This is a genomic window from Streptomyces sp. NPDC087310, assembly GCF_044744405.1.
Lineage (GTDB): Bacteria > Actinomycetota > Actinomycetes > Streptomycetales > Streptomycetaceae > Streptomyces.
Genome location: NZ_JBIUYF010000013.1, coordinates 1 through 23,161 on the forward strand (window position 1 = coordinate 1; position 23,161 = coordinate 23,161).

General features: G+C 70.4%; 25 protein-coding genes. 9 read left to right on the forward strand and 16 right to left on the reverse strand.

Annotated features, from left to right (window positions below):
* Nucleotides 1-398: 398 nt before the first annotated feature.
* Nucleotides 399-1,040, reverse strand: a complete 642-nt coding sequence (locus ACIO3P_RS36515; protein WP_329826299.1) for a DNA-3-methyladenine glycosylase — start codon at nt 1,038-1,040, stop codon at nt 399-401.
* Nucleotides 1,041-1,125: 85 nt separating this feature from the next.
* Here ACIO3P_RS36515 and ACIO3P_RS36520 point away from each other — a divergent pair, with 85 nt between their 5' ends.
* The 3 genes from ACIO3P_RS36520 (at nt 1,126) to ACIO3P_RS36530 (ending at nt 3,196) form a co-directional block, all read left to right on the forward strand.
* Nucleotides 1,126-1,908 carry a sporulation protein gene (locus ACIO3P_RS36520; protein ID WP_401850206.1) on the forward strand — a complete coding sequence of 261 codons (783 nt, stop codon included), beginning with the start codon at nt 1,126-1,128 and terminating at the stop codon, nt 1,906-1,908.
* 67 nt (nt 1,909-1,975) lie between these two features.
* The gene (locus ACIO3P_RS36525; protein WP_401850207.1) at nt 1,976-2,515 is read left to right on the forward strand and encodes a YbhB/YbcL family Raf kinase inhibitor-like protein; all 540 of its coding nucleotides are present in this window, start codon (nt 1,976-1,978) and stop codon (nt 2,513-2,515) included.
* Nucleotides 2,516-2,677: 162 nt separating this feature from the next.
* Nucleotides 2,678-3,196, forward strand: coding sequence for an HNH endonuclease (locus tag ACIO3P_RS36530; protein ID WP_329826296.1), 519 nt, complete (start codon nt 2,678-2,680; stop codon nt 3,194-3,196).
* 3 nt (nt 3,197-3,199) lie between these two features.
* Here the strand turns inward: ACIO3P_RS36530 and ACIO3P_RS36535 are convergent, their stop codons facing one another.
* The 4 genes from ACIO3P_RS36535 to ACIO3P_RS36550 form a co-directional block, all read right to left on the reverse strand.
* Nucleotides 3,200-3,976, reverse strand: coding sequence for a sulfite exporter TauE/SafE family protein (locus ACIO3P_RS36535; protein ID WP_401850209.1), 777 nt, complete (start codon nt 3,974-3,976; stop codon nt 3,200-3,202).
* Between the two features lie 88 nt (nt 3,977-4,064).
* Nucleotides 4,065-4,994 carry an SPFH domain-containing protein gene (locus tag ACIO3P_RS36540; RefSeq protein WP_030353811.1) on the reverse strand — a complete coding sequence of 310 codons (930 nt, stop codon included), beginning with the start codon at nt 4,992-4,994 and terminating at the stop codon, nt 4,065-4,067.
* Between the two features lie 92 nt (nt 4,995-5,086).
* Entirely contained in the window at nt 5,087-5,518 is a 432-nt protein-coding gene (locus ACIO3P_RS36545) for an NfeD family protein (protein ID WP_329826294.1), read from the reverse strand.
* 77 nt (nt 5,519-5,595) lie between these two features.
* On the reverse strand, nt 5,596-6,387 hold the full coding sequence (locus ACIO3P_RS36550; RefSeq protein ID WP_329826293.1) for an ABC transporter ATP-binding protein: 792 nt from the start codon (nt 6,385-6,387) through the stop codon (nt 5,596-5,598).
* 127 nt (nt 6,388-6,514) lie between these two features.
* On the opposite strand from ACIO3P_RS36550, the gene ACIO3P_RS36555 reads away from it, so the two are divergent.
* Nucleotides 6,515-7,315 (forward strand): hypothetical protein, encoded by an 801-nt coding sequence (locus ACIO3P_RS36555; protein WP_329826292.1) that lies wholly within the window; start codon nt 6,515-6,517, stop codon nt 7,313-7,315.
* A gap of 217 nt (nt 7,316-7,532) precedes the next feature.
* Here ACIO3P_RS36555 and ACIO3P_RS36560 read toward each other — a convergent pair whose 3' ends face one another.
* The 3 genes from ACIO3P_RS36560 to ACIO3P_RS36570 all read right to left on the reverse strand — a co-directional run bounded on the left by ACIO3P_RS36560 (nt 7,533) and on the right by ACIO3P_RS36570 (nt 9,793).
* The gene (locus tag ACIO3P_RS36560; RefSeq protein ID WP_329826291.1) at nt 7,533-7,781 is read right to left on the reverse strand and encodes a chaplin; all 249 of its coding nucleotides are present in this window, start codon (nt 7,779-7,781) and stop codon (nt 7,533-7,535) included.
* A 175-nt stretch (nt 7,782-7,956) separates the two neighbouring features.
* Nucleotides 7,957-8,586, reverse strand: a complete 630-nt coding sequence (locus ACIO3P_RS36565) for a response regulator transcription factor (protein ID WP_329826336.1) — start codon at nt 8,584-8,586, stop codon at nt 7,957-7,959.
* Between the two features lie 61 nt (nt 8,587-8,647).
* On the reverse strand, nt 8,648-9,793 hold the full coding sequence (locus ACIO3P_RS36570) for a GAF domain-containing sensor histidine kinase (protein WP_329826290.1): 1,146 nt from the start codon (nt 9,791-9,793) through the stop codon (nt 8,648-8,650).
* Nucleotides 9,794-10,086: 293 nt separating this feature from the next.
* Between ACIO3P_RS36570 and ACIO3P_RS36575 the strand changes: the two genes are divergently transcribed.
* The 3 genes from ACIO3P_RS36575 (at nt 10,087) to ACIO3P_RS36585 (ending at nt 13,048) form a co-directional block, all read left to right on the forward strand.
* Nucleotides 10,087-10,785 carry an SDR family oxidoreductase gene (locus tag ACIO3P_RS36575; protein WP_329826289.1) on the forward strand — a complete coding sequence of 233 codons (699 nt, stop codon included), beginning with the start codon at nt 10,087-10,089 and terminating at the stop codon, nt 10,783-10,785.
* On the forward strand, nt 10,782-11,984 hold the full coding sequence (locus ACIO3P_RS36580; protein WP_329826288.1) for an S-adenosylmethionine:tRNA ribosyltransferase-isomerase: 1,203 nt from the start codon (nt 10,782-10,784) through the stop codon (nt 11,982-11,984). The genes ACIO3P_RS36575 and ACIO3P_RS36580 overlap by 4 nt, the downstream gene beginning before the upstream one ends.
* A gap of 281 nt (nt 11,985-12,265) precedes the next feature.
* Nucleotides 12,266-13,048 carry a transglycosylase SLT domain-containing protein gene (locus ACIO3P_RS36585; protein WP_329826287.1) on the forward strand — a complete coding sequence of 261 codons (783 nt, stop codon included), beginning with the start codon at nt 12,266-12,268 and terminating at the stop codon, nt 13,046-13,048.
* Between the two features lie 171 nt (nt 13,049-13,219).
* On the opposite strand, the gene ACIO3P_RS36590 is transcribed toward ACIO3P_RS36585, so the two are convergent.
* Nucleotides 13,220-15,841, reverse strand: coding sequence for an FHA domain-containing protein (locus ACIO3P_RS36590; protein WP_329826286.1), 2,622 nt, complete (start codon nt 15,839-15,841; stop codon nt 13,220-13,222).
* 536 nt (nt 15,842-16,377) lie between these two features.
* Between ACIO3P_RS36590 and serB the strand changes: the two genes are divergently transcribed.
* Entirely contained in the window at nt 16,378-17,643 is a 1,266-nt protein-coding gene (gene serB / locus ACIO3P_RS36595; protein WP_329826285.1) for a phosphoserine phosphatase SerB, read from the forward strand.
* A 131-nt stretch (nt 17,644-17,774) separates the two neighbouring features.
* Here the strand turns inward: serB and ACIO3P_RS36600 are convergent, their stop codons facing one another.
* The 4 genes from ACIO3P_RS36600 to ACIO3P_RS36615 all read right to left on the reverse strand — a co-directional run bounded on the left by ACIO3P_RS36600 (nt 17,775) and on the right by ACIO3P_RS36615 (nt 20,259).
* The gene (locus ACIO3P_RS36600) at nt 17,775-18,293 is read right to left on the reverse strand and encodes a histidine phosphatase family protein (RefSeq protein WP_329826284.1); all 519 of its coding nucleotides are present in this window, start codon (nt 18,291-18,293) and stop codon (nt 17,775-17,777) included.
* A 93-nt stretch (nt 18,294-18,386) separates the two neighbouring features.
* The gene (locus ACIO3P_RS36605) at nt 18,387-18,596 is read right to left on the reverse strand and encodes a hypothetical protein (RefSeq protein ID WP_329826283.1); all 210 of its coding nucleotides are present in this window, start codon (nt 18,594-18,596) and stop codon (nt 18,387-18,389) included.
* Nucleotides 18,597-18,758: 162 nt separating this feature from the next.
* Nucleotides 18,759-18,875: an SGM_5486 family transporter-associated protein gene (locus ACIO3P_RS36610; protein ID WP_267899034.1), complete on the reverse strand. Its 117-nt coding sequence runs from the start codon at nt 18,873-18,875 to the stop codon at nt 18,759-18,761.
* Between the two features lie 4 nt (nt 18,876-18,879).
* Nucleotides 18,880-20,259 (reverse strand): CynX/NimT family MFS transporter, encoded by a 1,380-nt coding sequence (locus ACIO3P_RS36615; RefSeq protein WP_401850211.1) that lies wholly within the window; start codon nt 20,257-20,259, stop codon nt 18,880-18,882.
* Nucleotides 20,260-20,376: 117 nt separating this feature from the next.
* Here ACIO3P_RS36615 and ACIO3P_RS36620 point away from each other — a divergent pair, with 117 nt between their 5' ends.
* The gene (locus ACIO3P_RS36620; RefSeq protein ID WP_329826281.1) at nt 20,377-21,057 is read left to right on the forward strand and encodes a FadR/GntR family transcriptional regulator; all 681 of its coding nucleotides are present in this window, start codon (nt 20,377-20,379) and stop codon (nt 21,055-21,057) included.
* Here ACIO3P_RS36620 and ACIO3P_RS36625 read toward each other — a convergent pair.
* The 3 genes from ACIO3P_RS36625 to fabG form a co-directional block, all read right to left on the reverse strand.
* Nucleotides 21,038-21,376 (reverse strand): hypothetical protein, encoded by a 339-nt coding sequence (locus tag ACIO3P_RS36625; RefSeq protein ID WP_329826280.1) that lies wholly within the window; start codon nt 21,374-21,376, stop codon nt 21,038-21,040. The two genes, ACIO3P_RS36620 and ACIO3P_RS36625, sit on opposite strands and share 20 nt — an antisense overlap.
* A gap of 181 nt (nt 21,377-21,557) precedes the next feature.
* Nucleotides 21,558-22,328: an enoyl-ACP reductase FabI gene (gene fabI, locus ACIO3P_RS36630; RefSeq protein ID WP_329826279.1), complete on the reverse strand. Its 771-nt coding sequence runs from the start codon at nt 22,326-22,328 to the stop codon at nt 21,558-21,560.
* Nucleotides 22,329-22,332: 4 nt separating this feature from the next.
* Nucleotides 22,333-23,052: a 3-oxoacyl-[acyl-carrier-protein] reductase gene (fabG, locus tag ACIO3P_RS36635; RefSeq protein WP_329826278.1), complete on the reverse strand. Its 720-nt coding sequence runs from the start codon at nt 23,050-23,052 to the stop codon at nt 22,333-22,335.
* Between the last annotated feature and the right edge of the window lie 109 nt (nt 23,053-23,161).

Here is a 23,161-nt window from a genome sequence, read left to right on the forward strand (position 1 = left end):
TTTGGCACGCTGTTGAGTTCTCAAGGAACGGACGCTTCCTTCGTACTCACCCGCAGAACATTGTCTGGGGCTTTCCTCCGGGCGCTTCCCTTCGGTGTTTCATTTTGTTCTGTACTTCGTTCCTGCGTTTCCGACTCTATCAGATTCATTCGGCGGTGTTTCCCGCTTCCAGAATTCCGACGGCCTTTGGATTGGCCCTTTGCCTTTCGGCTGCTCACTACTTTAACCGAATCCCCGCCCGGCTCATAATCGAGCCGATGGGCGCAGAATTTCGGCATGCCGAAACTCAGACCCGTAAGGGTTTGATCGTGTGTAGTGGGTGGCCGCTGCGGAGGCTGCTGAACAACAGGCTCCGTTGAAAGCGGCTCGGGCCACGTTAGGCGGACGAAACAGCGGAGTCAAGTTCGGCGGCGGCGCGGGGCGTGGGCCCGATAAGGGCTGACCGAGGGGTCGCCGTCGATCCAGAAGCGCCAGGGGTGAGGCGCCCCGTCGCCGCCCACCCCCGTACGGGGACCGCTGCGGACCTGGTCTTTGGTGACCGGGGTGCCGGTGAGTATCGACAGGGGCTGGTCCGGGCCGGCGCAGACGTCCGTGCCGTTGAGTGCGCGGTCCACGTCCAGGGCGGTGGCCAGGCGGGCCGGGCCTTTGGCCAGTTCTCTGTCGTGACGGGCCGAGATGCGACGGGTGCGTGCCAGTTCCGCGCCCACGCCGATCTCGCCGGCCCGGAGCAGGACCCCGCTCGCCCGGCCCTCGGGCCCGCACACCAGGTTGAGGCAGTGCCACATCCCGTAGGTGAAGTAGACGTACGCGTGACCGGGCGGGCCGAACATCACCGCGTTGCGGGGCGTGCGGCCCCGGAAGGCGTGCGAGCCCGGGTCCACCTCGCCCGCGTACGCCTCCACTTCTGTGAGCCGTAGCTCGATGGGGCCGTCGTCCGTCTCCCGTACCAGCGTCCGGCCGAGGAGATCGGGTGCGACGTCGAGGACCGCCCGGTCGAAGAAGTCCCTGGGCAACGGCATACGGTCGGGGCTCGCCATCATGGCGTCCGAGCGTACCGGGGAACCGTCCGTGGCCGGATCGCGTATGTAGGGGTCAGGGACCCGAAGGATTTAGTAGGAGTGACATATGGGCTTCAAGAAGCTGCTCGCGAGCCTGGGCGCCGGTGGGGCGACCGTCGAGACCGAGCTGACCGAGTCGAACGTGGTGCCCGGCGGAGTGGTGCAGGGTGAGGTGCGGCTTGAGGGCGGCTCCGTGAACCAGCGGATCCAGGGGCTCTCCGTCGGACTCCAGGCACGGGTCGAGGTGGAGGGAAACGACCAGGAGACCAAGCAGAACATCGAGTTCACCCGGCAGAGCATCGGCGGCGCCTTCGAGGTGGAGGCGGGCGCGGTGCACGTGGTGCCGTTCGGCCTGGAGATCCCGTGGGAGACCCCGGTCACGACCATCGACGGGCAGCCGCTGCGCAACATGAACATCGGGGTGACCACGGAGCTGGACATCGCGCGGGCGCTGGACAACAGCGATCTCGACCCGATCAACGTCCACCCGCTCCCGGCCCAGCAGGCCATCCTGGACGCCTTCATCCACCTCGGTTTCCGCTTCAAGAGCGCGGACATGGAGAAGGGGCACATCCGCGGGACGCGGCAGCGGCTGCCGTTCTACCAGGAGATCGAGTTCTTCGCGCCGCAGCAGTACCGCGGGCTGAACCAGGTCGAGCTGACCTTCGTCGCGGACGACCGCGAGATGGACGTCATCCTGGAGATGGACAAGAAGCCGGGGCTGTTCACCGAGGGCAGCGACTCCTTCCGCTCGTTCCAGGTGGGGCTGGGTGACTTCCAGGGCACCGACTGGGCCGCCTATCTGAACCAGTGGCTCGCCGAGGTGGGTGGCCGTCGCAACTGGTTCTGAGCGAAGCCTTTAGGCTCGGGGTCGCCGACAGACGACATGACGACAGCCGACATCCGGAGGTTCAGACGTGACCGAGGCGACGAGGGCGCCGCTCCCTCATGACTTCCATCCGAAGGTGCCGTCGTTCACCGTGGTGAGCGACGACGTCGCGCCCGGGGCGGTCCTGAAGGACGCCCAGGTCCAGGCCGCCGGGAACACCTCGCCGCATCTGCGGTGGGAGGGTTTCCCCGCGGAGACCGGAAGCTTCGCCGTGACGTGCTTCGATCCCGACGCCCCGACCGGCAGCGGGTTCTGGCACTGGGTGGTCTTCGACATCCCCGCGTCGGTCACGGAGCTTCCGGTGGCCGCGGGCAGCGGCTCGTTCGAGAGGCTGCCCAAGGGTGCCGTACAGGCACGCAACGACTACGGCTCGAAGGACTTCGGGGGCGCCGCGCCGCCGCCCGGGGACCCGGCGCACCGCTATGTGTTCACGGTGTACGCGGTGGACAGTGAGCGGCTCGGTCCGGACAGCGACGCCTCCCCCGCGGTGGTCGGGTTCAATCTGCGTTTCCACACGCTGGCGCGCGCCCAGCTCGTCGGGGAGTACGCGGCCCCCGCCGCTGGCTGACCGTTTGCTTTTTGTTTGCCCTGCCCTGGTCTTGGAGAGATCAGGGCAGGGCATTTTTTATTGTGTTGTCCCTCTCGGCGCGCCCGGCCAGAGTTGATCCAAGCCCACCGCCTTGTCAGCCATGTCAGGGGGTCGGGCGGCGAAACACGGGAGGTGGACGGGATGCGGGACACGCTGGTACTGAATGCGAGCTTCGAGCCGCTGTCGACGGTGACGCTCAACCGTGCGGTCGTTCTGGTGCTCCAGGACAAGGCCGTCGTCGAGCAGGCCCATCCCGGTCTCCGTGTGCGTGCCGCCGCCGTGGAGCTTCCGGTGCCGCGGGTGATCAGACTCTGCCGGTATGTCCGGGTGCCCTTCCGAAGACAAGCTCCGTGGTCGAGGCGTGGGGTCCTGATACGGGACCAGCACCGGTGCGCGTACTGCGGCCGGCGCGCCACGACGGTGGACCATGTGGTGCCGCGGTCCCGGGGTGGCGCGGACAGTTGGCTGAATACGGTGGCTTCGTGCGCCGAGGACAACCACCGGAAGGCGGACCGTACGCCGGATCAGGCGGGGATGCCGCTGCTGCACGCGCCGTTCGTACCGTCGCCGGCGGAGGCGATGCTGCTGTCGCTGCGGGTCGGTGAGCGCTCCGAGCTGCCGCAGTGGCTCGCGGGGGTGCAGGTACAGCCCGCCGCGTGACCGTCAGCCGTACCTGCGGATCAGAAGCTGGACGATGGCGACCACGCCGACCGTCACGACCAGCGCGCGCAGGGCGGCCGGCGGCAGCTTGCGGCCGAACTTGGCGCCGAGCTGGCCGCCGATGGCCGAACCGACCGCGATGAGTACGACAGCCGTCCAGTCGAACTCGGCGACGAAGAGGAAGAAGAGCGCGGCGACGCTGTTGACGACGGCGGAGAGGATGTTCTTCACCGCGTTGAGGCGCTGGAGGGTGTCGTCGAGCAGCATGCCCATCAGGGAGAGGTAGATGATCCCCTGGGCGGCGGTGAAGTAGCCGCCGTAGACGCTGGCGAGCAGCAGTCCGGCGAACAGGAGCGGGCCGCCGTTGGGTCCCGCGCTGGTGCCCTTGCGGGTGCGGCGGGCCTGGACGGCGCGGGCGAGCCGGGGCTGGAGGATCACCAGGACGAGGGCGAGGGTGACCAGCACGGGCACGACCGTCTCGAAGGCCGTGGAGGGCAGGACCAGCAGCAGGGTGGCGCCGGTCAGTCCGCCGAGGAGCGCGGCGACGCTCAGGCGCAGGACGCGGGGGCGCTGGCCGGTGAGTTCGGCGCGGTAGCCGATGGCTCCGCTGATCGAACCGGGTATCAGGCCGAGGGCGTTGGAGACGGTCGCCGTGACCGGGGGAAGCCCGGTCGCCAGCAGGACGGGGAAGGTGATGAGCGTGCCGGAGCCGACGACGGTGTTGATGGCCCCCGCGCTGATGCCCGCAGCGAAGACGGCGAGCATCTCCCAGATGGTCACGGTGTGCTGCCCTTCGTGCTGATCGGTGCCGGATGCACCGACCATTGATCATGCACGAAGGGCAGCGGTGTTCGGTCGAGCGGGGTGTTCAGTCGAGCGGGGTGTCCTGCCTGCGCTCCTTGCCGGTGTTGAAGCCGGGCATGCCGCCGCCGAGGTTGTCGAAGGCGCCGCTGAGTCCCTTGAGCGCGTCGCCGATCTCGCTGGGCACGATCCAGAGCTTGTTGGCGTCGCCCTCGGCGATCTTGGGGAGCATCTGGAGGTACTGGTAGGCGAGGAGCTTCTGGTCGGGGTCGCCGGCGTGGATGGACTCGAAGACCGTACGGATGGCCTGGGCCTCGCCCTCGGCGCGCAGGGCGGCGGCCTTGGCCTCACCTTCGGCGCGCAGGATCGCGGACTGCTTCTCGCCCTCCGCGGTGAGGATCTGCGACTGGCGGATACCTTCGGCGGTGAGGATCGCGGCGCGCTTGTCACGGTCGGCGCGCATCTGCTTCTCCATCGAGTCCTGGATGGAGGTGGGCGGCTCGATGGCCTTGAGCTCGACGCGGTTGACGCGGATGCCCCACTTGCCGGTGGCCTCGTCGAGGACGCCGCGCAGGGCCGCGTTGATCTCCTCGCGGGAGGTGAGGGTGCGCTCCAGGTCCATGCCACCGATGATGTTGCGCAGCGTGGTGACGGTGAGCTGCTCGATCGCCTGGATGTAGCTGGCGACTTCGTACGTGGCGGCGCGGGCGTCGGTGACCTGGTAGTAGATGACGGTGTCGATATTGACGACCAGGTTGTCCTGGGTGATCACCGGTTGGGGCGGGAAGGGGACGACCTGTTCACGGAGGTCGATCCGGTTACGGATCGAGTCGATGAACGGGACCACGATGTTCAGGCCCGCGTTGAGCGTGCGCGTGTAGCGGCCGAACCGTTCGACGATGGCGGCGCTTGCCTGCGGGATGACCTGGATCGTCTTGATCAGGGCGATGAATACAAGCACCACCAGGATGACCAGGACGATGATGATTGATGGCATCGCGTTTCTCGGGCCCTTCTCTGCCGGATGTTCTGATGATCCAGTTTCTCAGACCGGAGGTGAACGTGGTGACCGTTCGCCCGGGTTGAGCCTCACATGACGACGGCTGTCGCTCCGTCGATCTCGACCACGTCGACCTGCTGGCCGGGTTCGAAGGAGGTGGCCTCGTCGTAGGTGCGCGCCGACCACACCTCGCCGGCCAGTTTGATCCGGCCGCCTCTGGCGTCCACCCGTTCCAGGACGACGGCTTGACGGCCTTTCAACGCGTCGATCCCGGTGGCGGACCCCGGGCTGGATCCGGCGCGCTGCCGGGCGGCGTACGGGCGTACGGCGGCGACGAGCGCCACGGACACCACGACGAAGACGAGGACTTGGATCACCACGCCGCCGCCGAGGGCCGCGGTGATCGCGCCGGCGACCGCACCGGCGGAGAACATGCCGAACTCGGGCATCGCCGTGATGACGAGGGGAATGCCCAGTCCTACGGCGCCGATCAGCCACCACACCCACGCGTCGATTTCCACATGGTCATGGTAGGGGCGCGGGTCCCTGTCCCGACAGGGGCGATATCGGGTCAGAAGGCCGCCGATATGACGGAGGTTCAGCCGAGGGGCAGACCGTGCGCCGTCCAGCGGTCGTTGGTGCGCTCGACGACGAGCGGGAGCCCGAAGCAGAGCGAGAGGTTGCGGGAGGTCAGCTCGGTCTCCATGGGGCCGGCGGCGAGCACCTTGCCCTGGCGGATCATGAGGACGTGGGTGAAGCCGGGCGCGATCTCCTCGACATGGTGGGTGACCATGATCATGGAGGGGGCGTACGGGTCGCGGGCGAGACGGCCGAGGCGGCGTACGAGGTCCTCACGGCCTCCGAGGTCGAGGCCGGCCGCGGGCTCGTCGAGGAGGAGGAGCTCGGGGTCGGTCATCATCGCGCGGGCGATGAGGGTGCGCTTGCGCTCGCCTTCGGAGAGTGTCCCGAACTTGCGGTCCAGGTAGTCGGTCATGCCGAGCCGGTCGAGGAAGGCGCGGGCGCGCCGCTCGTCGACCTCGTCGTAGTCCTCGTTCCAGGTGGCGGTCATGCCGTACGCGGCCGTGAGGACGGTCTGGAGGACGGTCTGGCGCTTGGGCAGCTTCTCGGACATGGCGATGCCCGCCACGCCGATCCGCGGGCGCAGTTCGAAGACGTCGACCTCGCCGAGCTTCTCGCCGAGGATCCGGACCTGGCCGGTGGTCGGGAAGAGGTAGCTGGAGGCGAGGTTGAGCAGGGTGGTCTTGCCCGCGCCGTTGGGGCCGAGGATGACCCAGCGCTCCCCCTCCTTGACCGACCAGGAGACATCGTCCACCAGAGCGCGTCCGTCGCGGACCACGGTTACGTCCACCAGCTCCAGTACATCGCTCATGAGCGCGTTGTCTCCCCATGCAATCGTCTTGAGGTTTCGGGTGCGCCTGTAGACGCGGACCCCCAGGGAAAACCTACGCCACCGGTCGAGTGGTCCGGCCGTGAGGTCTGTTACCTAGGCTGTGACCATGCTTTCGCAACCACGCTCAGGACTACTGGCCGCTTGGGGAAATGCCCTGTTGGCCGGATTTGTATCGCCGGACGACGCGGTGCTCGCCGTGGTCGGCGAGGACGCGCTGCACCGGGTGGAGGGGCTGCCGGGCGAGACGGCGCCCGTGGGGCTGACGCTGGCGCTGGGGCGGCTGCGGTCGCTCGGGGTGACCGGGTACCGGGTCGCGCTGCCCGCCCCGGGGCATCCGCTGGGGCTGTGCGGACCGCCGGAGTTCAATGCCCGCGCCCTGGAGGCGGAGGAGGCCGTGATCGCCGTGGGGGCGCCGTACGGGCTGGTGCCCGAGGTGTCCGCGGTGGGTCCCGAGGGCGACCGTCATGTCGAGGTCCTCTGGCACTGTCTGCCGGTACGGGAGGCCCCGCCGGCGGACGTGCCCTCGCTCGGGGAGGCGGAGCGGGAGCTGTCGGAGGCGCTGCGGGAGGCGGCGGAGGTGCTGTCCGGGCTGGACGTGGCGGCGTCGGGGCCGGTGGCCGAGGCGATCGTGGACGCGTACCGGGCACGGGCCGAGGCGGGGCGCGAGGTGCTGGCCCCGGGTTATCCGCAGCGGGCCGTGCGGGTGCTGGAGCAGGCGCAGCGGGTGGGGCTGATGATCGAGCTGGCGTACCAGCACGGGCACGGGGGCGCGGTGAGCGCGTCGGAGATGGCGGCGCGGGGTGAGGCGCTGCGGCCGGTGGAGCGGTTCGCGCGGCGGGCGCAGGTGGCGTCGTACAACGCGTACGTGGAGGAGCGGGAGCGGAACGGCCCCGGCGCGGGCGTCTGACACACCCGGGGCCGACGCCTCCCCGCTGGGCAAGCGCGCCGAGCGGGGAGGCTCCAGCACCGGATCATCGGCCCGACTGCGCGCCAGGCCGGCGAGTGAGCCGAAGGGGCGCGCCGCTGTCGAAAGGGAGAGCGCGCGCAGGTTCGTGAGGAACGAACGAACCGAGCACGGTCGACCGTCGACAGCGGCATAAAGCGCCCCGGAGGCGAACCGAGCCCTAGAAATTAACCGCGTGGTTGCCGAATGCCGGGTTCAGCAGGCCGATCACGGTGACCGTGTTGCCGGTGAGGTTCACCGGGATGTGCACCGGGACCTGGACGGCGTTGCCGGAGCCGACGCCCGGGGAGTGCTGGGCCAGGCCGTCGGCGTGGGCGCCCCCCTCGGTGGCGAACGCGGCGCCGGCGGAGGCGCCCGCGGCGAGTCCGGCGGTGACGAGGACCAGGGCGGCCTTCTTGGCAACCTTCATGGGGTGTTCCTTAATCGCGTGATCAACAGCCGCGGCGGTATGCGGCGGCACGCCTTGGAGAACGCGCGACCGGCGCTCAGGATGCGCCGTGTGGGTGACATACACCCGACAGTATGAATCTCAGATCGGAAGATGACCTTCCGTTTTTTGCGCCGGGCCCGCCGGTAGCGCCGTATCAGCCGGTCACCCCGTGACGTACGGCCCACAGCGCCGCCTGCGTACGGTCCGAGAGGTCCAGCTTCATCAGGATGTTCGACACATGCGTCTTGACCGTCTTCTCGGAGAGCACCAGCGCGCGGGCGATCTCCCGGTTGGAACGCCCGTCGGCGATGAGGGTGAGCACCTCGCGCTCCCGTTCGGTGAGCGACGTGCCCCTCCCCTGGCCCATGGCCGGGTCGTCCTGGGCCAGCAGCGCGCCCGCCACCTCGGGCTGGAGCAGGACGTGCCCCGCGTGGACGGAGCGGATCGCCCCGGCCAGCGCCTCGGGGTCGACGTCCTTGTAGACATAGCCGGAGGCCCCTGCGCGCAGCGCGGGGACGACGGTGCGCTGCTCCGTGAAGCTGGTGACGATCAGCACCCGGGCCGGGTTGCCGAGGTCGCGGAGCCTGCGCAGCGCCTCGATCCCGTCCGAGCCGGGCATCTTGATGTCCATCAGGACGACATCGGGGCGCAGCTCCTCGGTGCGGGCGACGCCCTCGGCGCCGTCGGACGCCTCCCCCACGACCTCGATGTCGGGCTGGATCTCCAGGAACGTACGGAGTCCGCGCCGTACCACCTGGTGGTCGTCGACCAGCAGTACGCGGATGGCCCGCCCGTCGCCTGCCCCCGCCCTGCCGTCGAAGCCCTGCGCGCCGCCCTTGTCGTCTTCAGCCACCGGGCACCTCCATCTCGATCGTGGTGCCCCGTCCGGGCGCCGATTGCACCCGGAGTCTGCCGCCCACTCCGCTGGCCCGGTCCCGCATCGAGACCAGTCCGAGGTGGCGCCCGGCCCGGCGGATCACACGGGGCTCGAAGCCCTTGCCGTTGTCGGTGACGCTGAGGACCGCGCCCTGGGCGCGGCGGGCGAGCGTGACGTCGACGCGGTCGCCGCCGGAGTGGCGCAGCGCGTTGTGCAGGGCCTCCTGGGCCACGCGCAGCAGCGCCTCCTCCTGGGCGGCGGGCAGCGCACGTACCGCCGAGCTGTCGAAGGTGACCCGGGCGGCGTGGGCGCGGTCGAGCACCTGGATCTGGGTGCGGAGCGTGGCGACCAGGCCGTCCTCGTCCAGGGCGGCGGGGCGCAGCTCGACCACGGCGGCGCGCAGCTCGTCGGCGGCCTCCGCGGCGAGGGCGGCGACCTGCTGGAGCTCGTCCTTGGCGCGGGCGGGGTCGCGGTCGACGAGGGCGGCGGCGGCCTGGGCGGTGAGCCGCAGGGAGAAGAGCTTCTGGCTGACGGCATCGTGCAGCTCGTGGGCGAGGCGGGAGCGTTCCTCGACGATGGTGAGTTCGCGGCTGCGCTCGTAGAGCCGGGCGTTGGTCAGGGCGATCGCGGCGTGCTGGGCGAGGATCGAGAGGAGTTCCTCGTCCTCCTCGGTGAATCCGCAGCCGCCGTCCGGCTTGGGGCAGCGTTTGTTGGCGAGGAAGAGCGCGGCGATGGTCTCGTCGCCGTCCCTGACCGGCAGGCCCAGGAAGTCGGACATGTCGGGGTGGGCGGAGGGCCAGCCCTCGAAGCGGGGGTCCTGTCGTACGTCGGCGAGGCGCTCGGCCTTCTCCTCGTGGAGCATCGCGGCGAGGATGCCGTGCTGGCGCGGGAGCGGGCCGATGGCCTTCCACTGTTCGTCGCTGACGCCGTCGACGACGAACTGGGCGAAGCCGCCGTGGTCGTCCGGCACACCGAGGGCCGCGTACTCGGCGTCGAGCAGCTCCCGGGCGGAGACGACGATCGTCTTGAGGACGTCGTGCACCTCCAGACGCCTGCTCATGGCGAGGAGTGCGGTGCTCACGGCGGCGAGGCCGGAGCTGGGTCGGTGGCTCATGTGGCCACCGTATCCCCGGGCCGGTACGCGGCGTATCGGCCCGGGGACGGTCCGCGGCCGGGGCCCTTGGGACTAGGACCCGGGCGCCCCGGCCTAGGTCCCCGGCGCCCCGGCCTAGGGCGAAGTGCCCGCGTGGGTCCGGGCCCGCGCACGAGGCGGTGGGGGCGGGGGCGTTCCTACGTTGGACGTGTCACAGAGTCACAGAGTCACAGGGTCACGGCGCCGCGGAGTCACGGAGTCACGGCAGGCGGGTGACCGGTGACCGGGAACGCCGACGCGGAGGAGCGGACGTCATGCCGGTAGCGGTCATCACGGGGGCATCGAAGGGGCTGGGGCGCGCACTGGCCGAGGCGCTGGCGCGGCGCGGCTGGGATCTGGTGCTGGACGCCAGGACCGCGCACGTACTGGAGGGGACGGCCCGCGCGGCCGGGGCTCACGGGACGCGGGTGGTGGCGCTCGCCGGGGATGTGACGGACGCCACGCACCGGGCGGAGCTGGTGGCCGCCGCGGCGGGGCTCGGCTCGCTGGACCTGCTGGTGAGCAACGCCAGCGCACTGGGCGCGGAGCCGCTGGTACGGCTGGACGCGCTGCCGCCGGCGGGGCTGCGGGCCGCGCTGGAGACCAATGTGGTGGCGGCGCTCGGGCTGGTGCAGGAGGCGCTGCCGCTGCTGCGGGAGAGCGCGGCGGGCGCGGTGATCGCGGTCAGCTCGGACGCGGCGGCGGAGGCGTACGAGACCTGGGGCGGGTACGGGGCGTCCAAGGCGGCGCTGGACCACCTCGCGGCCGTGCTGGCGGTCGAGGAGCCGGGGCTGCGGGTGTGGGCGGTCGATCCGGGGGACATGGGGACGGATCTGTACGCGGCGGCCGTGCCGGACGACACGGATCCGCGTCCCGCGCCCGGGACGGTGGTGCCCGGCTTCCTGCGGCTGCTGGACCGGCGGCCGGCGAGCGGCCGGTACGCGGCGCCCGCGCTGCTGGAGGCGACGGCATGAGGATGCCGGACGCTCCCGGCGAGCTGTCGGCACGGATGCCGGACGTGCCCGAGGAGCTGTCGGCGCGGGTTCCGGCGGAGCAGCGCGGGGCGGGCCGGGACGATGTACGGCTGCTGGTGTCCCGGGGGACGCGGGTGAGCCACCACGCCTTCCGGGAGCTGCCGGGGCTGCTGCGGGCCGGGGACGTCCTGGTGGTCAACACGTCGGCGACGCTGCCCGCGGCGGTGGACGGGCGGATCGGGCCCGATCCGGGCGGTGAACGGGTGGTCGTGCACTTCTCGACGCGGGGTGACGACGGCAGGTGGGCGGTCGAGCTGCGGACGCCACGCGGCCCGGCCGGAACGGGGGCGGGAGCCGGGACGAGGACCGGAGCGGGGGCGGGAGCCGTAGACCGAGCGGGGGCCCTAGACCGAGCGGGGGCCGGGGCGGGAGCGGGGGCCGGGACGACGCTGCCCCGGCCCGGTGGCCCGGTGGGCGCGGTCGTACGGCTGCCGGACGGGGGCCGGCTCGTCCTGGAGGAGCCGCTGGACCCGGCGGGGGCCAGGCTCTGGTGGGCGCGGACCCCGGACACCGATGTGCCGGGGCTGCTGGGGCGCCGCGGCCGGCCCATCCGGTACGGGTACACGGAGCGGGATCAGCCGCTCTCCGCGTACCAGACGGTCTTCGCGCTCCCCTCCCCCGACGGCCGGGGCTCGGCGGAGATGCCGAGCGCGGGGCGGCCCTTCACGGCGGGGCTGGTCGCGGAGCTGGTGAGCCGGGGCGTGCAGTTCGCGCCGCTGGTCCTGCACACGGGGGTGGCGTCGGCGGAGGCGCACGAGCCGCCGTACCCGGAGCGCTTCGCGGTGCCGGAGCCGACGGCGCGGCTGGTGAACGCCGCCGCTGCGGCGGGCGGCGCGGTCGTCGCGGTCGGTACGACGGCGGTGCGCGCCCTGGAGTCGGCGGCGGGCCCGGACGGGGTGGTGCGGGCGTCGTCCGGCTGGACGGACCTGGTGGTGACGCCCCGGCGCGGGGTGCGCGTGGTGGACGGGCTGCTGACCGGGCTGCACGAGCCCGCGGCCTCGCATCTGCTGATGCTGGAGGCGATCGCCGGGCGGGCGGCGCTGACCAGGGGATACGAGGCGGCGCTGCGCTGCCGCTACCTCTGGCACGAGTTCGGGGACGTCCATCTCGTCCTGCCCGGAAAAACGCTCACTCCTTGAATTGCTGGAGCAACACGGGGTCATGCCGAGGGGGGCCCGATGTGAGCCCCGGCATAGGACGCAGGTCACTTACGAGCGGGATTAGTCGACGGATAAAGGCCGCGTGAGCATGGCATAACCGGACATTGGGGCGCCTTCCAGGCGCCCCTTCGCACTATCCGGGGTCGTACGTCACACCTTTGCCAGGGCATTTTGCGGCCGCTAACAATTGCCGACGTCGCCGCCGAGATGGCTGGCCGTCCGGCCTCCGCGACTCCCGCTATTCGAAGAGGTACGTCTCTATGTTCTCGTCACGCACCCCTGGCCTCAGCCGTCTGAACAAGACCCACAGGGCATCGATCGCCGGCGTCGCAGCCGCCGGAGCCGCGGCTCTGACGTTCACCCTCGTCCCCGGGGGCCACGGCGCCGCCGAGGCCAAGCCCGAGGCCCAGGCCAAGTCCTCCGCCGCCACTCAGGTGGCGTGGACGTCGGCGACGGACAGCACCCAGGCATCGACCGTGCACTCGATCGTCGCCAAGCAGCACACCAACGCCCTCGACGGCGTGGCCCAGGTCCAGAACACCGGCATCTCGAAGTCGGACTCCGAGTCCAAGGCCAAGTCCGCCGCGAAGGAGAAGGCCGAGGCGAAGGCGAAGGCCGCCGCCAAGGCCAAGGCCGCCGCCAAGGCGAAGGCCAAGGCCGAGGCGAAGAAGCGCGCCAAGACCACGTCCGCCAGCCGCTCGACCGTGCGCAAGCCGGTCTACGCGAACAACCTGGACGGCTGGATCCGTGAGTCGCTGGCCATCATGAAGAAGCACGGCATCCCGGGCAGCTACAACGGGATCCACCGCAACATCATCCGTGAGTCGAGCGGTAACCCGAACGCGATCAACAACTGGGACATCAACGCCCAGAACGGCATCCCCTCGAAGGGGCTGCTGCAGGTGATCCCGCCGACCTTCAAGGCGTACCACGTCAAGGGAACGCCCAACAACATCTACAACCCGGTCTCGAACATCGTGGCCGCGTGCAACTACGCCGCGGACAAGTACGGCTCGATGGACAACGTCAACAGCGCGTACTGACCGTCACGGACCCGTCCGGAGCGATCCGGGCAGCCGTGTGAACGAACGCCGGAGGGCGGCACCCCCACTGCGGGGGTGCCGCCCTCCGGCGCGTTCCGTACGTACAGCGTTCCGTACGTACGGGCACGTCACGTACGGATCCGGCGCCTCAGGCCGGGTCGCGGTCCGGCGTCACTTGCGCATGACCTCGGGCTCGTGGCGGCGCAGCAGCCGCGCGACCGCGAAGCCGCAGACGACCCCGATCAGCAGCAGGACCGAGATGTTCAGGACCCACTGGCCCGCCGCGTGCTCCCACAGCGGGTCCAGGTTCGTCGGGTCGTTGACGTCCCACGGCGCCATCAGGTGCGAGAGGTCCAGGGTGGTGCCCGCGCCGGCGATGGCCCAGCGGGACGGCATCAGCCAGGCGAGCTGTTCCAGGCCCGGCGAGTCGTAGAGCTGGAAGAGGACGCCCGTGAACACGACCTGGACGATCGCGAACATGACGAGCAGCGGCATCGTCTTCTCGGCGGTCTTCACCAGCGAGGAGATGACCAGGCCGAACATCATCGAGGTGAAGCCGAGGGCGATCACGACCAGGCAGATCTCGACGGCCGGCGGCATGATCAGGCCCTCTTCGGGCAGCACGCGGGGCGCGAAGCCGATACCGCAGATGATGACGCCCTGGAAGGCCGTGATCACACCGAGTGTGATCACCTTGGACATCAGATAGGCGGAGCGGGAGAGGCCGGTGGCCCGTTCCCGTTCGTAGATCACCCTCTCCTTGATCAGTTCACGAACGGAGTTGGCCGCGCCCGAGAAGCACATGCCGACCGTGAGGATCAGCATGATCGTGCCCGCGGCGCCGTTGAACCGGGTCGGCGCCTCGGGCGGCCCGAGGCCGAACTTGGCCGGGATCACGACGCTGACCACCCCGAGCACGGCGGGCAGGATCAGCATCAGCCCCATGAAGCCCTTGTCGGAGGCGATCACCGAGGAGTAGCGGCGGATCAGCGTCCAGAGCTGGGAGCCCCAGCTCTGCGCCTTCGGCGGGCGCAACTGCTGCGGGGGCGGCATGTGGACGGACTGGGCGGCGACGGAGTCGATGTCCGCGGCGTACATCTGGTAGTGCTGCGACCCGCGCCAGCGGCCCGCCCAGTCGTAGTCGCGGTAGTTCTCGAAGGCCGAGAAGACATCGGCCCAGGTGCTGTAGCCGAAGAAGTTGAGCGCTTCCTCCGGCGGGCCGAAGTACGCCACGGAGCCGCCGGGGGCCATCACGAGCAGCTTGTCGCAGATGCCCAGCTCGGCCACGGAGTGGGTGACCACCAGGACCGTACGGCCGTCGTCGGCGAGCCCGCGCAGAAGCTGCATGACATCGCGGTCCATGCCCGGGTCGAGGCCGGAGGTCGGCTCGTCCAGGAAGATCAGCGACGGCTTGGTGAGCAGCTCCAGGGCCACGGAGACGCGCTTGCGCTGACCACCGGAGAGCGAGGTGATCTTCTTGTCCTTGTGGATGTCGAGCTTCAGCTCGCCCAGCACCTCGCCGATCCGGGCCTCGCGCTCGGCCTCGGCGGTGTCGCCGGGGAAGCGGAGCTTGGCCGCGTACTTGAGCGCCTTCTTGACGGTCAGCTCCTTGTGCAGGATGTCGTCCTGCGGAACGAGACCGATGCGCTGGCGCAGCTCGGCGAACTGCTTGTACAGGTTCCGGTTGTCGTAGAGGACATCGCCCTGGTCGGCGGGGCGGTAGCCCGTGAGCGCCTTGAGCAGCGTGGACTTGCCGGAGCCCGAGGGGCCGATGACGGCGATGAGCGACTTCTCGGGGACGCCGAAGGAGACGTCCTTGAGGATCTGCTTGCCGCCGTCGACCGTCACCGTGAGGTGGCGGGCCGAGAAGGAGACCTCACCGGTGTCGACGAACTCCTCCAGCCGGTCCCCGACCAGCCGGAAGGTGGAGTGACCGACACCGACGATGTCGTTGGGGCCGAGGAGCACGGTGCCGGACTTGGCGATCGGCTGACCGTTGACGTACGTGCCGTTGTGGGATCCGAGGTCGTGGATCTCGAAACGGCCGTCGGGCGTCGCCGTGAACTCGGCGTGGTGACGCGAGACCTGGAGGTCCGAGACGACCAGTTCGTTCTCCAGCGCACGGCCGATGCGCATCACACGGCCGAGGGAGAACTGGTGGAAGGTGGTCGGGCTGCGGTCCCCGTGCGCGGACGGGGCCCCCGCCTCGCCGCCCGCGCCACCGCCCTGCGGCTGCCGTGATTGCTGGGGCTGCTGCGGCTTCTGTGACGGAGGCGCCTGCTGCGCGTAGTGGGGCGCAGGGGCCTGTACCTGCTGGGGTACGGGGGCCGCCTGTGCCTGCGGCGCCTGCTGCCAGCCCTGCTGCTGCGGCGGGGCGGCCTGCTGCTGGGGCTGCTGCCAGCTCTGCGGGGCCGGTGCCTGCTGGGCCCCCGCCTGCTGAGGTGCCGCCTGCTGGGATGCCGCGCTCTGCGCGCTGTACGCCCCCGCGCCCGCACCGACTCCCGCGCCGGTGAGACTGACGCGAGGGCCGTCGGTGGCGTTGCCGAGATGGACGGCGGAGCCGGCGGCTATCTCCATCTGCTGAATGCGCCGGCCCTGTACATAGGTGCCGTTGGTGCTGCCATGGTCCTCAATGACCCAGCCACGGCCTCCCCACCTCAGGGTGGCGTGGCGCCACGAGACCCGCGCGTCGTCGATCACGAGGTCGCCCTGTGGATCGCGGCCGAGGGTGTACGACCTGGACGGGTCGAGCGTCCAGGTCCTTCCGTTCAATTCCAGTACGAGTTCCGGCACTCCATGCCCCACTTGTTGTCCCCCGAGTTTCCCCCATCGCAGGGAGTCTAGGGATGGCGAACATCGTGGGGAACTATTTCAGGCTCACTCCCGTCTTTGAAAGTCGGGCCGTGTGCAATACCGGCACAAGCGTGTAACAGCCCCACCACAAAGGGCTGTCGGTGGGGAACAAAGAGCCACGGAAAGCAACAACACAGACAAACCACAGGGGTGATGGGGCAATCCGTCGCCGCGAACTCCTTTCGGTGTCCGGGGGCCGGGGCGTCCGAAGCGGCGCCGGAGAGCGTGAAGGCGGGATTCAACCGTCGATTTCCCGCCAATCGCGGACCGCCGGTACGGCCGTACCGGAGTCAGGGAATCCGGTTCGCCGGTTACGTACGGTGCGGCGGACGGTCCGTACGGCACGCCATCGAATGGCCCCGGAACCGGCGACGCACCGTACCCGCAGGTCACCCCCTCTATCACCCCATGATCGCTGTCCGGTACGCGGGACGGCTGGCCGGTTTCCGCGCCTCGCCCGATACGGTGGAACCACCATGAGCGCATCTCAGCCCCGTCTGCACTCCGACGTCCCGACCCTCCTCGTCAAGATCTTCGGGAAAGACCGCCCGGGGATCACCGCCGGGCTCTTCGACACCCTCGCCGCCTTCTCCGTCGACGTGATCGACATCGAGCAGGTCGTCACCCGTGGCCGTATCGTCCTGTGCGTACTCGTCACCGCGCCGACCGCGGGCGGCACCAGCGAGGGCGAGCTGCGGTCCACCGTGCACAGTTGGACCGAATCCCTCAAACTCCAGGCCGAGATCATCTCCGGCACGGGCGACAACCGCCCGCGCGGCAGCGGCCGTTCCCATGTCACCGTCCTCGGAAACCCGCTGACCGCCGAGTCGACGGCGGCCATAGCCGCCAGCATCACCGGGACCGGCGGCAACATCGACCGGATCTTCCGGCTCGCGAAGTACCCGGTCACGGCGGTCGAGTTCGCCGTGTCCGGTGTGGAGACCGAACCGCTGCGCACCGCTCTCGCCACCGAGGCGGCCGAGATCGGGGTGGATGTCGCCGTCATCTCGGCCGGACTGCACCGCCGGGCCCAGCGGCTGGTGGTCATGGACGTGGACTCGACCCTGATCCAGGACGAGGTCATCGAGCTGTTCGCGGCGCACGCCGGCTGTGAGGCCGAGGTCGCCGAGGTGACCGCCCGGGCCATGCTCGGCGAGCTGGACTTCGAGCAGTCCCTGCACGCCCGGGTGGCGCTGCTGGCCGGGCTCGACGCGTCGGTGGTGGAGAAGGTACGGGCCGAGGTACGGCTCACCCCCGGTGCCCGCACCCTGGTCCGTACGCTCAAGCGGCTCGGCTACCAGGTGGGCGTGGTCTCCGGCGGATTCACCCAGGTCACCGACGCCCTCCAGGTGCAGCTCGGGCTGGACTTCGCCGCCGCCAACACCCTGGAGATCGTGGACGGCAAGCTCACGGGACGGGTCGTGGGCGAGATCGTCGACCGGGCGGGCAAGGCCCGGCTGCTGCGCCGGTTCGCGGCCGAGGCCGGGGTGCCGCTGGCGCAGACGGTGGCCATCGGCGACGGCGCGAACGATCTCGACATGCTGAACGCGGCCGGACTCGGGGTGGCCTTCAACGCCAAGCCGGTGGTCCGCAAGGCCGCCCACACGGCGGTGAACGTACCGTTCCTGGACACCGTGCTCTATCTGCTGGGCATCACCCGGGAAGAGGTCGAGATCGCGGACGGTGAGGACGGCCTCGAAGAGCCGGTCGAGCCGGCCCCGCTGGACGGCCGGGCGGGCTGACCCGCGCGGCGGAGAACGAAGACGTACGTACAAAGATCAAAGAACAAGGATGAAAGAAGGCCCCGGTGGGGATCCGGCGAACACGCCGGGCTCCCCGCCGGGGCCTTCTCCGTCCGTGGGTACGCCGCCGGTCAGCCCCGCGGCGTCCAGAACTCGACGAGCTTGGCCACGCCGTGCTCGACCGACTTCCAGGTGCCGTCGAACGCGAGGACGGCGAGAGCCGCGGTGGGGAAGCCGCTGCTGTTCATCCGCGCGAGGGCGTCGCCCTCCGAGGAACCCGCGAGGGCGTCCGCGAGGGCGTGCGTACCCGGGTTGTGGCCGACGAGAAGGAGGTCGCGCACGTCGTCGGGGACCTCGTTGACGACGGCGATCAGCTCGCCGAGGGATGCATCGTAGAGCCGGTCCTCGTAGACGGTCCTGGGGCGCTGCGGCAGCTCGGCCACCGCGAGTTTCCAGGTCTCTCGCGTTCTGGCCGCGGTCGAGCAGAGAGCCAGATCGAAGGCGATACCCGTCGCGGCCAGCTCACGGCCGGCGATGGGGGCATCCGCACGGCCCCGGTCGGCGAGCGGCCTGTCGTGGTCGGCCACGTCAGGCCAGTCGGCCTTCGCGTGCCGGAGGAGGACGATCCTGCGGGGTGTTTCGACGCTCATGCTTCCCAGCTTCGCATGAAATGAGCCAGCGGGCGCAGGGTGTTGACGTGCTCACCCGGCACGGGTGAACGGCACCGCCGCCGCTGACCGGTACTACCGGGCCAGGCTCAGATGCAGGTGCTCAAGGATCCTGCCGACCGTGGGGTCGGTGGTCGCGGCATGCGCCTGCCCGGGGTCCGTCATCAGCAGGAACAGGACCACGAAGGCTATGGCGGGCAGGGCGACTGACCACCACGGCAGCCGGGTGTCGACGCTGCCGGAGGAGGCCGGGGAGTGGAGCCGGGAGTGGGTACGGGCCGGCATGGCCGCCTCCGGGAGTCGGTGAAATGGGTCTGCGACCCGTGATGCTTCCACGCTACGGATCACGGGGCCCGGTTCCCATCCGGTGACCCACCCACTTGACCCTGACCCAGGCCCCCTAGGGGATGGGGGGCTAGCCCCACCCCGGGGCGTCACGGCGGACGGTCAGGGGCTGGCGATGGTGGCGACGATGCTGATGATCACCATGATGCCGATGATCGTGCCGAAGACGAGCAGCAGTTTCCGCTGGCCGTTCTGGGGGTTCGGGTCAAGGACTGGCATGCGGTCAGTCTCGCATCCGCGTCTCGTCCTCGATCGTCCGGTCCCGCCCCGCGATGACGCCCATCGCCATCTGCGGTACGAGGAACCCGGCCATCAGCGCGATCGGCAGCCCCCAGCCGCCGGAGTACTCGTACACCATTCCCACCAGCACGGGTCCTGGGATCGAGATCAGATAGCCGGTGCTCTGGGCGAAGGCGGAGAGGCGTCCGACGCCGGCGCCGGTCCTCGACCGCAGGCCGATCATGGTGAGGGCCAGCGGGAACGCGCAGTTCGAGACGCCCAGCAGCACGGCCCAGACCCACGCTCCCCCGACCGGCGCGAGATACAGCCCGGCGTAGGCGGTCAGCCCGCAGAGCCCGAGGGCGACGACGATCGGCCCCTGGTTGGTCATACGGGTGGCCACCCGGGGGATCACGAAGGCCAGCGGCACACCCATCGCCATGATCACGGCGAGCAGCAGCCCCGCCGTGCCCGCCGGGACCCCTGCGTCCCGGAAGATCTGCGGCATCCAGCCCATGGTGATGTACGCGCCGGTGGCCTGGAGGCCGAAGAAACAGGCGAGCGCCCAGGCCGTACGGCTGCGCCCGAGCCGGAGACCGGGCGCGCCACCGCTGCCGCCCGGCGCCCCGGTCGCGTCCGTAGCCGCAGACGGAGCCGGGGCCGGGGCCGGGGAGCCGGCGGCGGTCGCCGAACGGTCGCGCGCCAGGACGATCCACGGCAGTACGGCCACGGCGGCGAGCACCGCCCAGACGCCCAGCCCGGTACGCCAACTGCCGCCGAGCGCCTGGGTCATGGGGACGGTCACGGCGGCCGCCGCGGCGGTGCCGAGCGCCAGTCCCATGGAGTACAGGCCGGTCATGGTGCCGACCCGGTCGGGGAAGTCGCGCTTGACGATCACCGGCATCAGCACATTGCTGACGGCGATCCCCATGAGCGCGAAGGCGCTGGCGGCGAGGAAGCCGGCCGTACCGCCGGCGAACGGGCGGAGCGCCACACCCGCGGTGATCGCCACCATCCCGGCGAGGACGACGGCGCCGGGGCCGAAGCGCCGCGCCAGCCGGGGCGCGGCGAAGCCGAAGACGGCGAAGCAGAGCGGCGGCACGGAGGTGAGGACGCCCGCGAGGGTGCCGCTCATGTGCAGCCCGTCCCGTACCTCTTCGAGGAGGGCGCCGAGGCTGGTGATGGCGGGGCGGAGGTTGAGGGCGGCGAGGACGAGCCCGGCGACCAGGAGCCGGGTGCGCCACTTCGCCGACGGCGCTGTCGACGACGGCGCTGTCGGCGCGGTGGGGACGGAAGGCGTGGCGGGGACGGAAAGGGCGGTGGGCGCGGACGCCGGTATGCGCCGGGTCTGCGGGTGGAGAGAGGTGTGCGGCTCGTCGGACATGGGGCCATCATAGAATGATGGGATGTTTTACTGTCCATCCGCAGGGACGCCGTCCTCCTGCGGACGCTGTCCCTCCCCGAGCCCCTCCCCGAGACCCTCCCTGAGACCAGGAGCACCATGGCACTGACCTCTCCCCGGCGCTCCGCGCTCTCCGATCAGGTGATCACCGAGCTGCGGAACCAGATCACGTCGGGCGCGTGGCCGGTGGGCTCACGCATCCCGACCGAGCCCGAGCTGGTCGAACAGCTCGGGGTGGCCCGCAACACCGTCCGCGAGGCGGTCCGCGCGCTCGCCCACAACGGGCTGCTGGCCATCCGGCAGGGCTCGGGGACGTATGTCGTCGCGACCAGCGAGCTGGCCGGGGTGATGCACCGCAGATTCGCCGGGGCCGACCCGGTGCACATCGCCGAGCTGCGTTCCACGCTGGAGTCGTCGGCCGCGCGGCTGGCCGCCCAGCGCCGTACGGAACGCGATCTGCGGCAGCTCGACACGCTCCTCGCGCGACGCGAGGAGGCATGGGCCGCGGGGGACGCGGACCGTTTCGTGACGGCTGACGCGACGCTGCATCTCGCGGTCGTCGCGGCGTCGCACAACGACGTGCTGACCGCGCTCTACGCGGATCTGGGCCATCTCCTGCGCGACTGGCTGCGGGACGACGTGGGCCGGGAGCTGCGCCCCGAGAACCACATGGACCACGCGCGGCTGGTGGTGGCGATCCGGGCGGGGGACGCGGAGACGGCGGCGGCCGAGGCGGCGAGCTACACCCGGCACTGCCTGGTCACGGACGTGTGTGGCTGACCCGTACCGACCTGATCTCCTTCCAGCACCGGTCGGCGAGCCGGACGTACCCGGCGGCCCTGATGTCCACGGGCGCGCCGACGGCGTCGATGTCCCACCAGCGCGCGCAGTCCACGTGCAGCCGGACCCGGTCCGTCTCGGGGTACGGGTTGTGGCAGTACGCGACGGCGCGGGAGCCCTGGATGTCCGTACGGCAGGTGGCGTGGAAGCGGTCGGGGGCCGGGCGGTCCCGGCCGGGGCGGTCGGCGGCGACCGCGAACGCCGAGGCGATCAGCGTGGCCGCCACGAGAGCGGCCGTACGGTGGCGCCGCGGACGCATACGGACCCCTCCTCCCCCGGCGGAAGAGCCGTAGGGACAGCCCCGTCATGAGCCGTCCCGCCCAGTGTGCGGGGAAGCGCCGCTCTTTTCGACTCGGGGAGGAGCAGCGGGCGGACGGGGGAACAAGAAGGCCGCGCGCTCCGAAAGGGAACGCGCGGCCTTCTCAGTGCTGCCGAGGGTGTCAGGCACCCATCATGTGCACGCCACCGTCGACGTGGACGATCTCGCCGGTCGTCTTCGGGAAGAAGTCCGACAGCAGGGCGACGACACCGCGGCCGGCCGGCTCCGGGTCCGAGAGGTCCCAGTCGATCGCGGCACGCTCGTTCCAGACATCCGCGAAGGTCTCGAAGCCCGGGATCGACTTGGCCGCCATCGACTTGAGCGGACCGGCCGAGATCAGGTTGCAGCGGATGTTCCGCTCGCCCAGGTCACGCGCGAGGTAGCGGTTGGTGGACTCCAGGGCCGCCTTGGCGACGCCCATCCAGTCGTACTTGGGCCAGGCGAACTGCGCGTCGAAGGTGAGCCCGACGACCGAGCCGCCGCGCTCCATCAGCGGCAGGCAGGCCATGGTGAGCGACTTCAGGGAGTACGCGGAGACGTGCACCGCCGTGGAGACGTCCTCCCAGCTCCCCTCCAGGAAGTTGAAGGCGCCCTGCGGGCCGAAGGCGATCGAGTGCACGATGCCGTCGATCCCGGCGCCCTCGCCCTGGAGCTCACGGATCTTGTCGGCCAGCCCGTCCAGGTGCTCCTGGTTGGTGACGTCCAGCTCGATGACCGGGGCGGGCTTGGGCAGCCGCTTGGCGATGCGCTCGACGAGCGTGAGCCTGCCGAAGCCGGTGAGGATGACCTCGGCGCCCTCGTTCTGTGCCACCTTGGCGGCGTGGAACGCGATGGAGCCCTCGGTGAGGACGCCCGTCACGAGAATGCGCTTGCCGGCGAGGATTCCACTCATGTGATCAGTGACCCATGCCCAATCCGCCGTCAACGGGAATGACGGCTCCAGTGATGTACGAGGCGTCGTCGGAGGCGAGGAACCGCACCGTCGCGGCGATCTCCTCCGGCTGCGCATAACGGCCGAGCGGCACCTGCGAGACGATGCCCGCGCGCTGCTCGTCGGTGAGTACCTTCGTCATGTCGGTGTCGACGAAGCCGGGCGCGACGACATTGAAGGTGATGTTCCGCGAACCCAGCTCACGGGCGAGGGACCGGGCGAACCCGACCAGACCGGCCTTGGACGCGGCGTAGTTCGCCTGCCCCGCCGAACCGAGCAGCCCGACCACGGACGAGATCAGGACGACCCGGCCCTTCTTGGCGCGCAGCATCGCGCGGTTGGCGCGCTTGACGACGCGGAAGGTGCCGGTGAGGTTGGTGTCGAGCACGGACGCGAAGTCCTCCTCGGACATCCGCATCAGCAACTGGTCCTTGGTGATGCCGGCGTTGGCCACCAGCACCTCCACGGGACCGTGCTTCTCCTCGATCTCCTTGTATGCCTGCTCCACCTGCTCGCTGTCGGTGATGTCGCAGCGGACCGCCAGGCAGCCCAGCTCCGTGAGCGCTTGCGGCGGCTCGCCGGAGCGGTAGGTGATGGCGACCTTGTCGCCGTTGTCGGCGAAGGCACGGGCGATGGCGAGGCCGATGCCCCGGTTTCCTCCGGTGACGAGAACCGAGCGGCTCAACGGATCAGCCTTTCCTCAAGGGGTCTGGTACCCCTGAAAACCTATAGGTCCCACCCGGCCCGCGGGGAATCGGCCCCTGACAGGGCCTCGGTGCGGTCCCTGTCGGGTC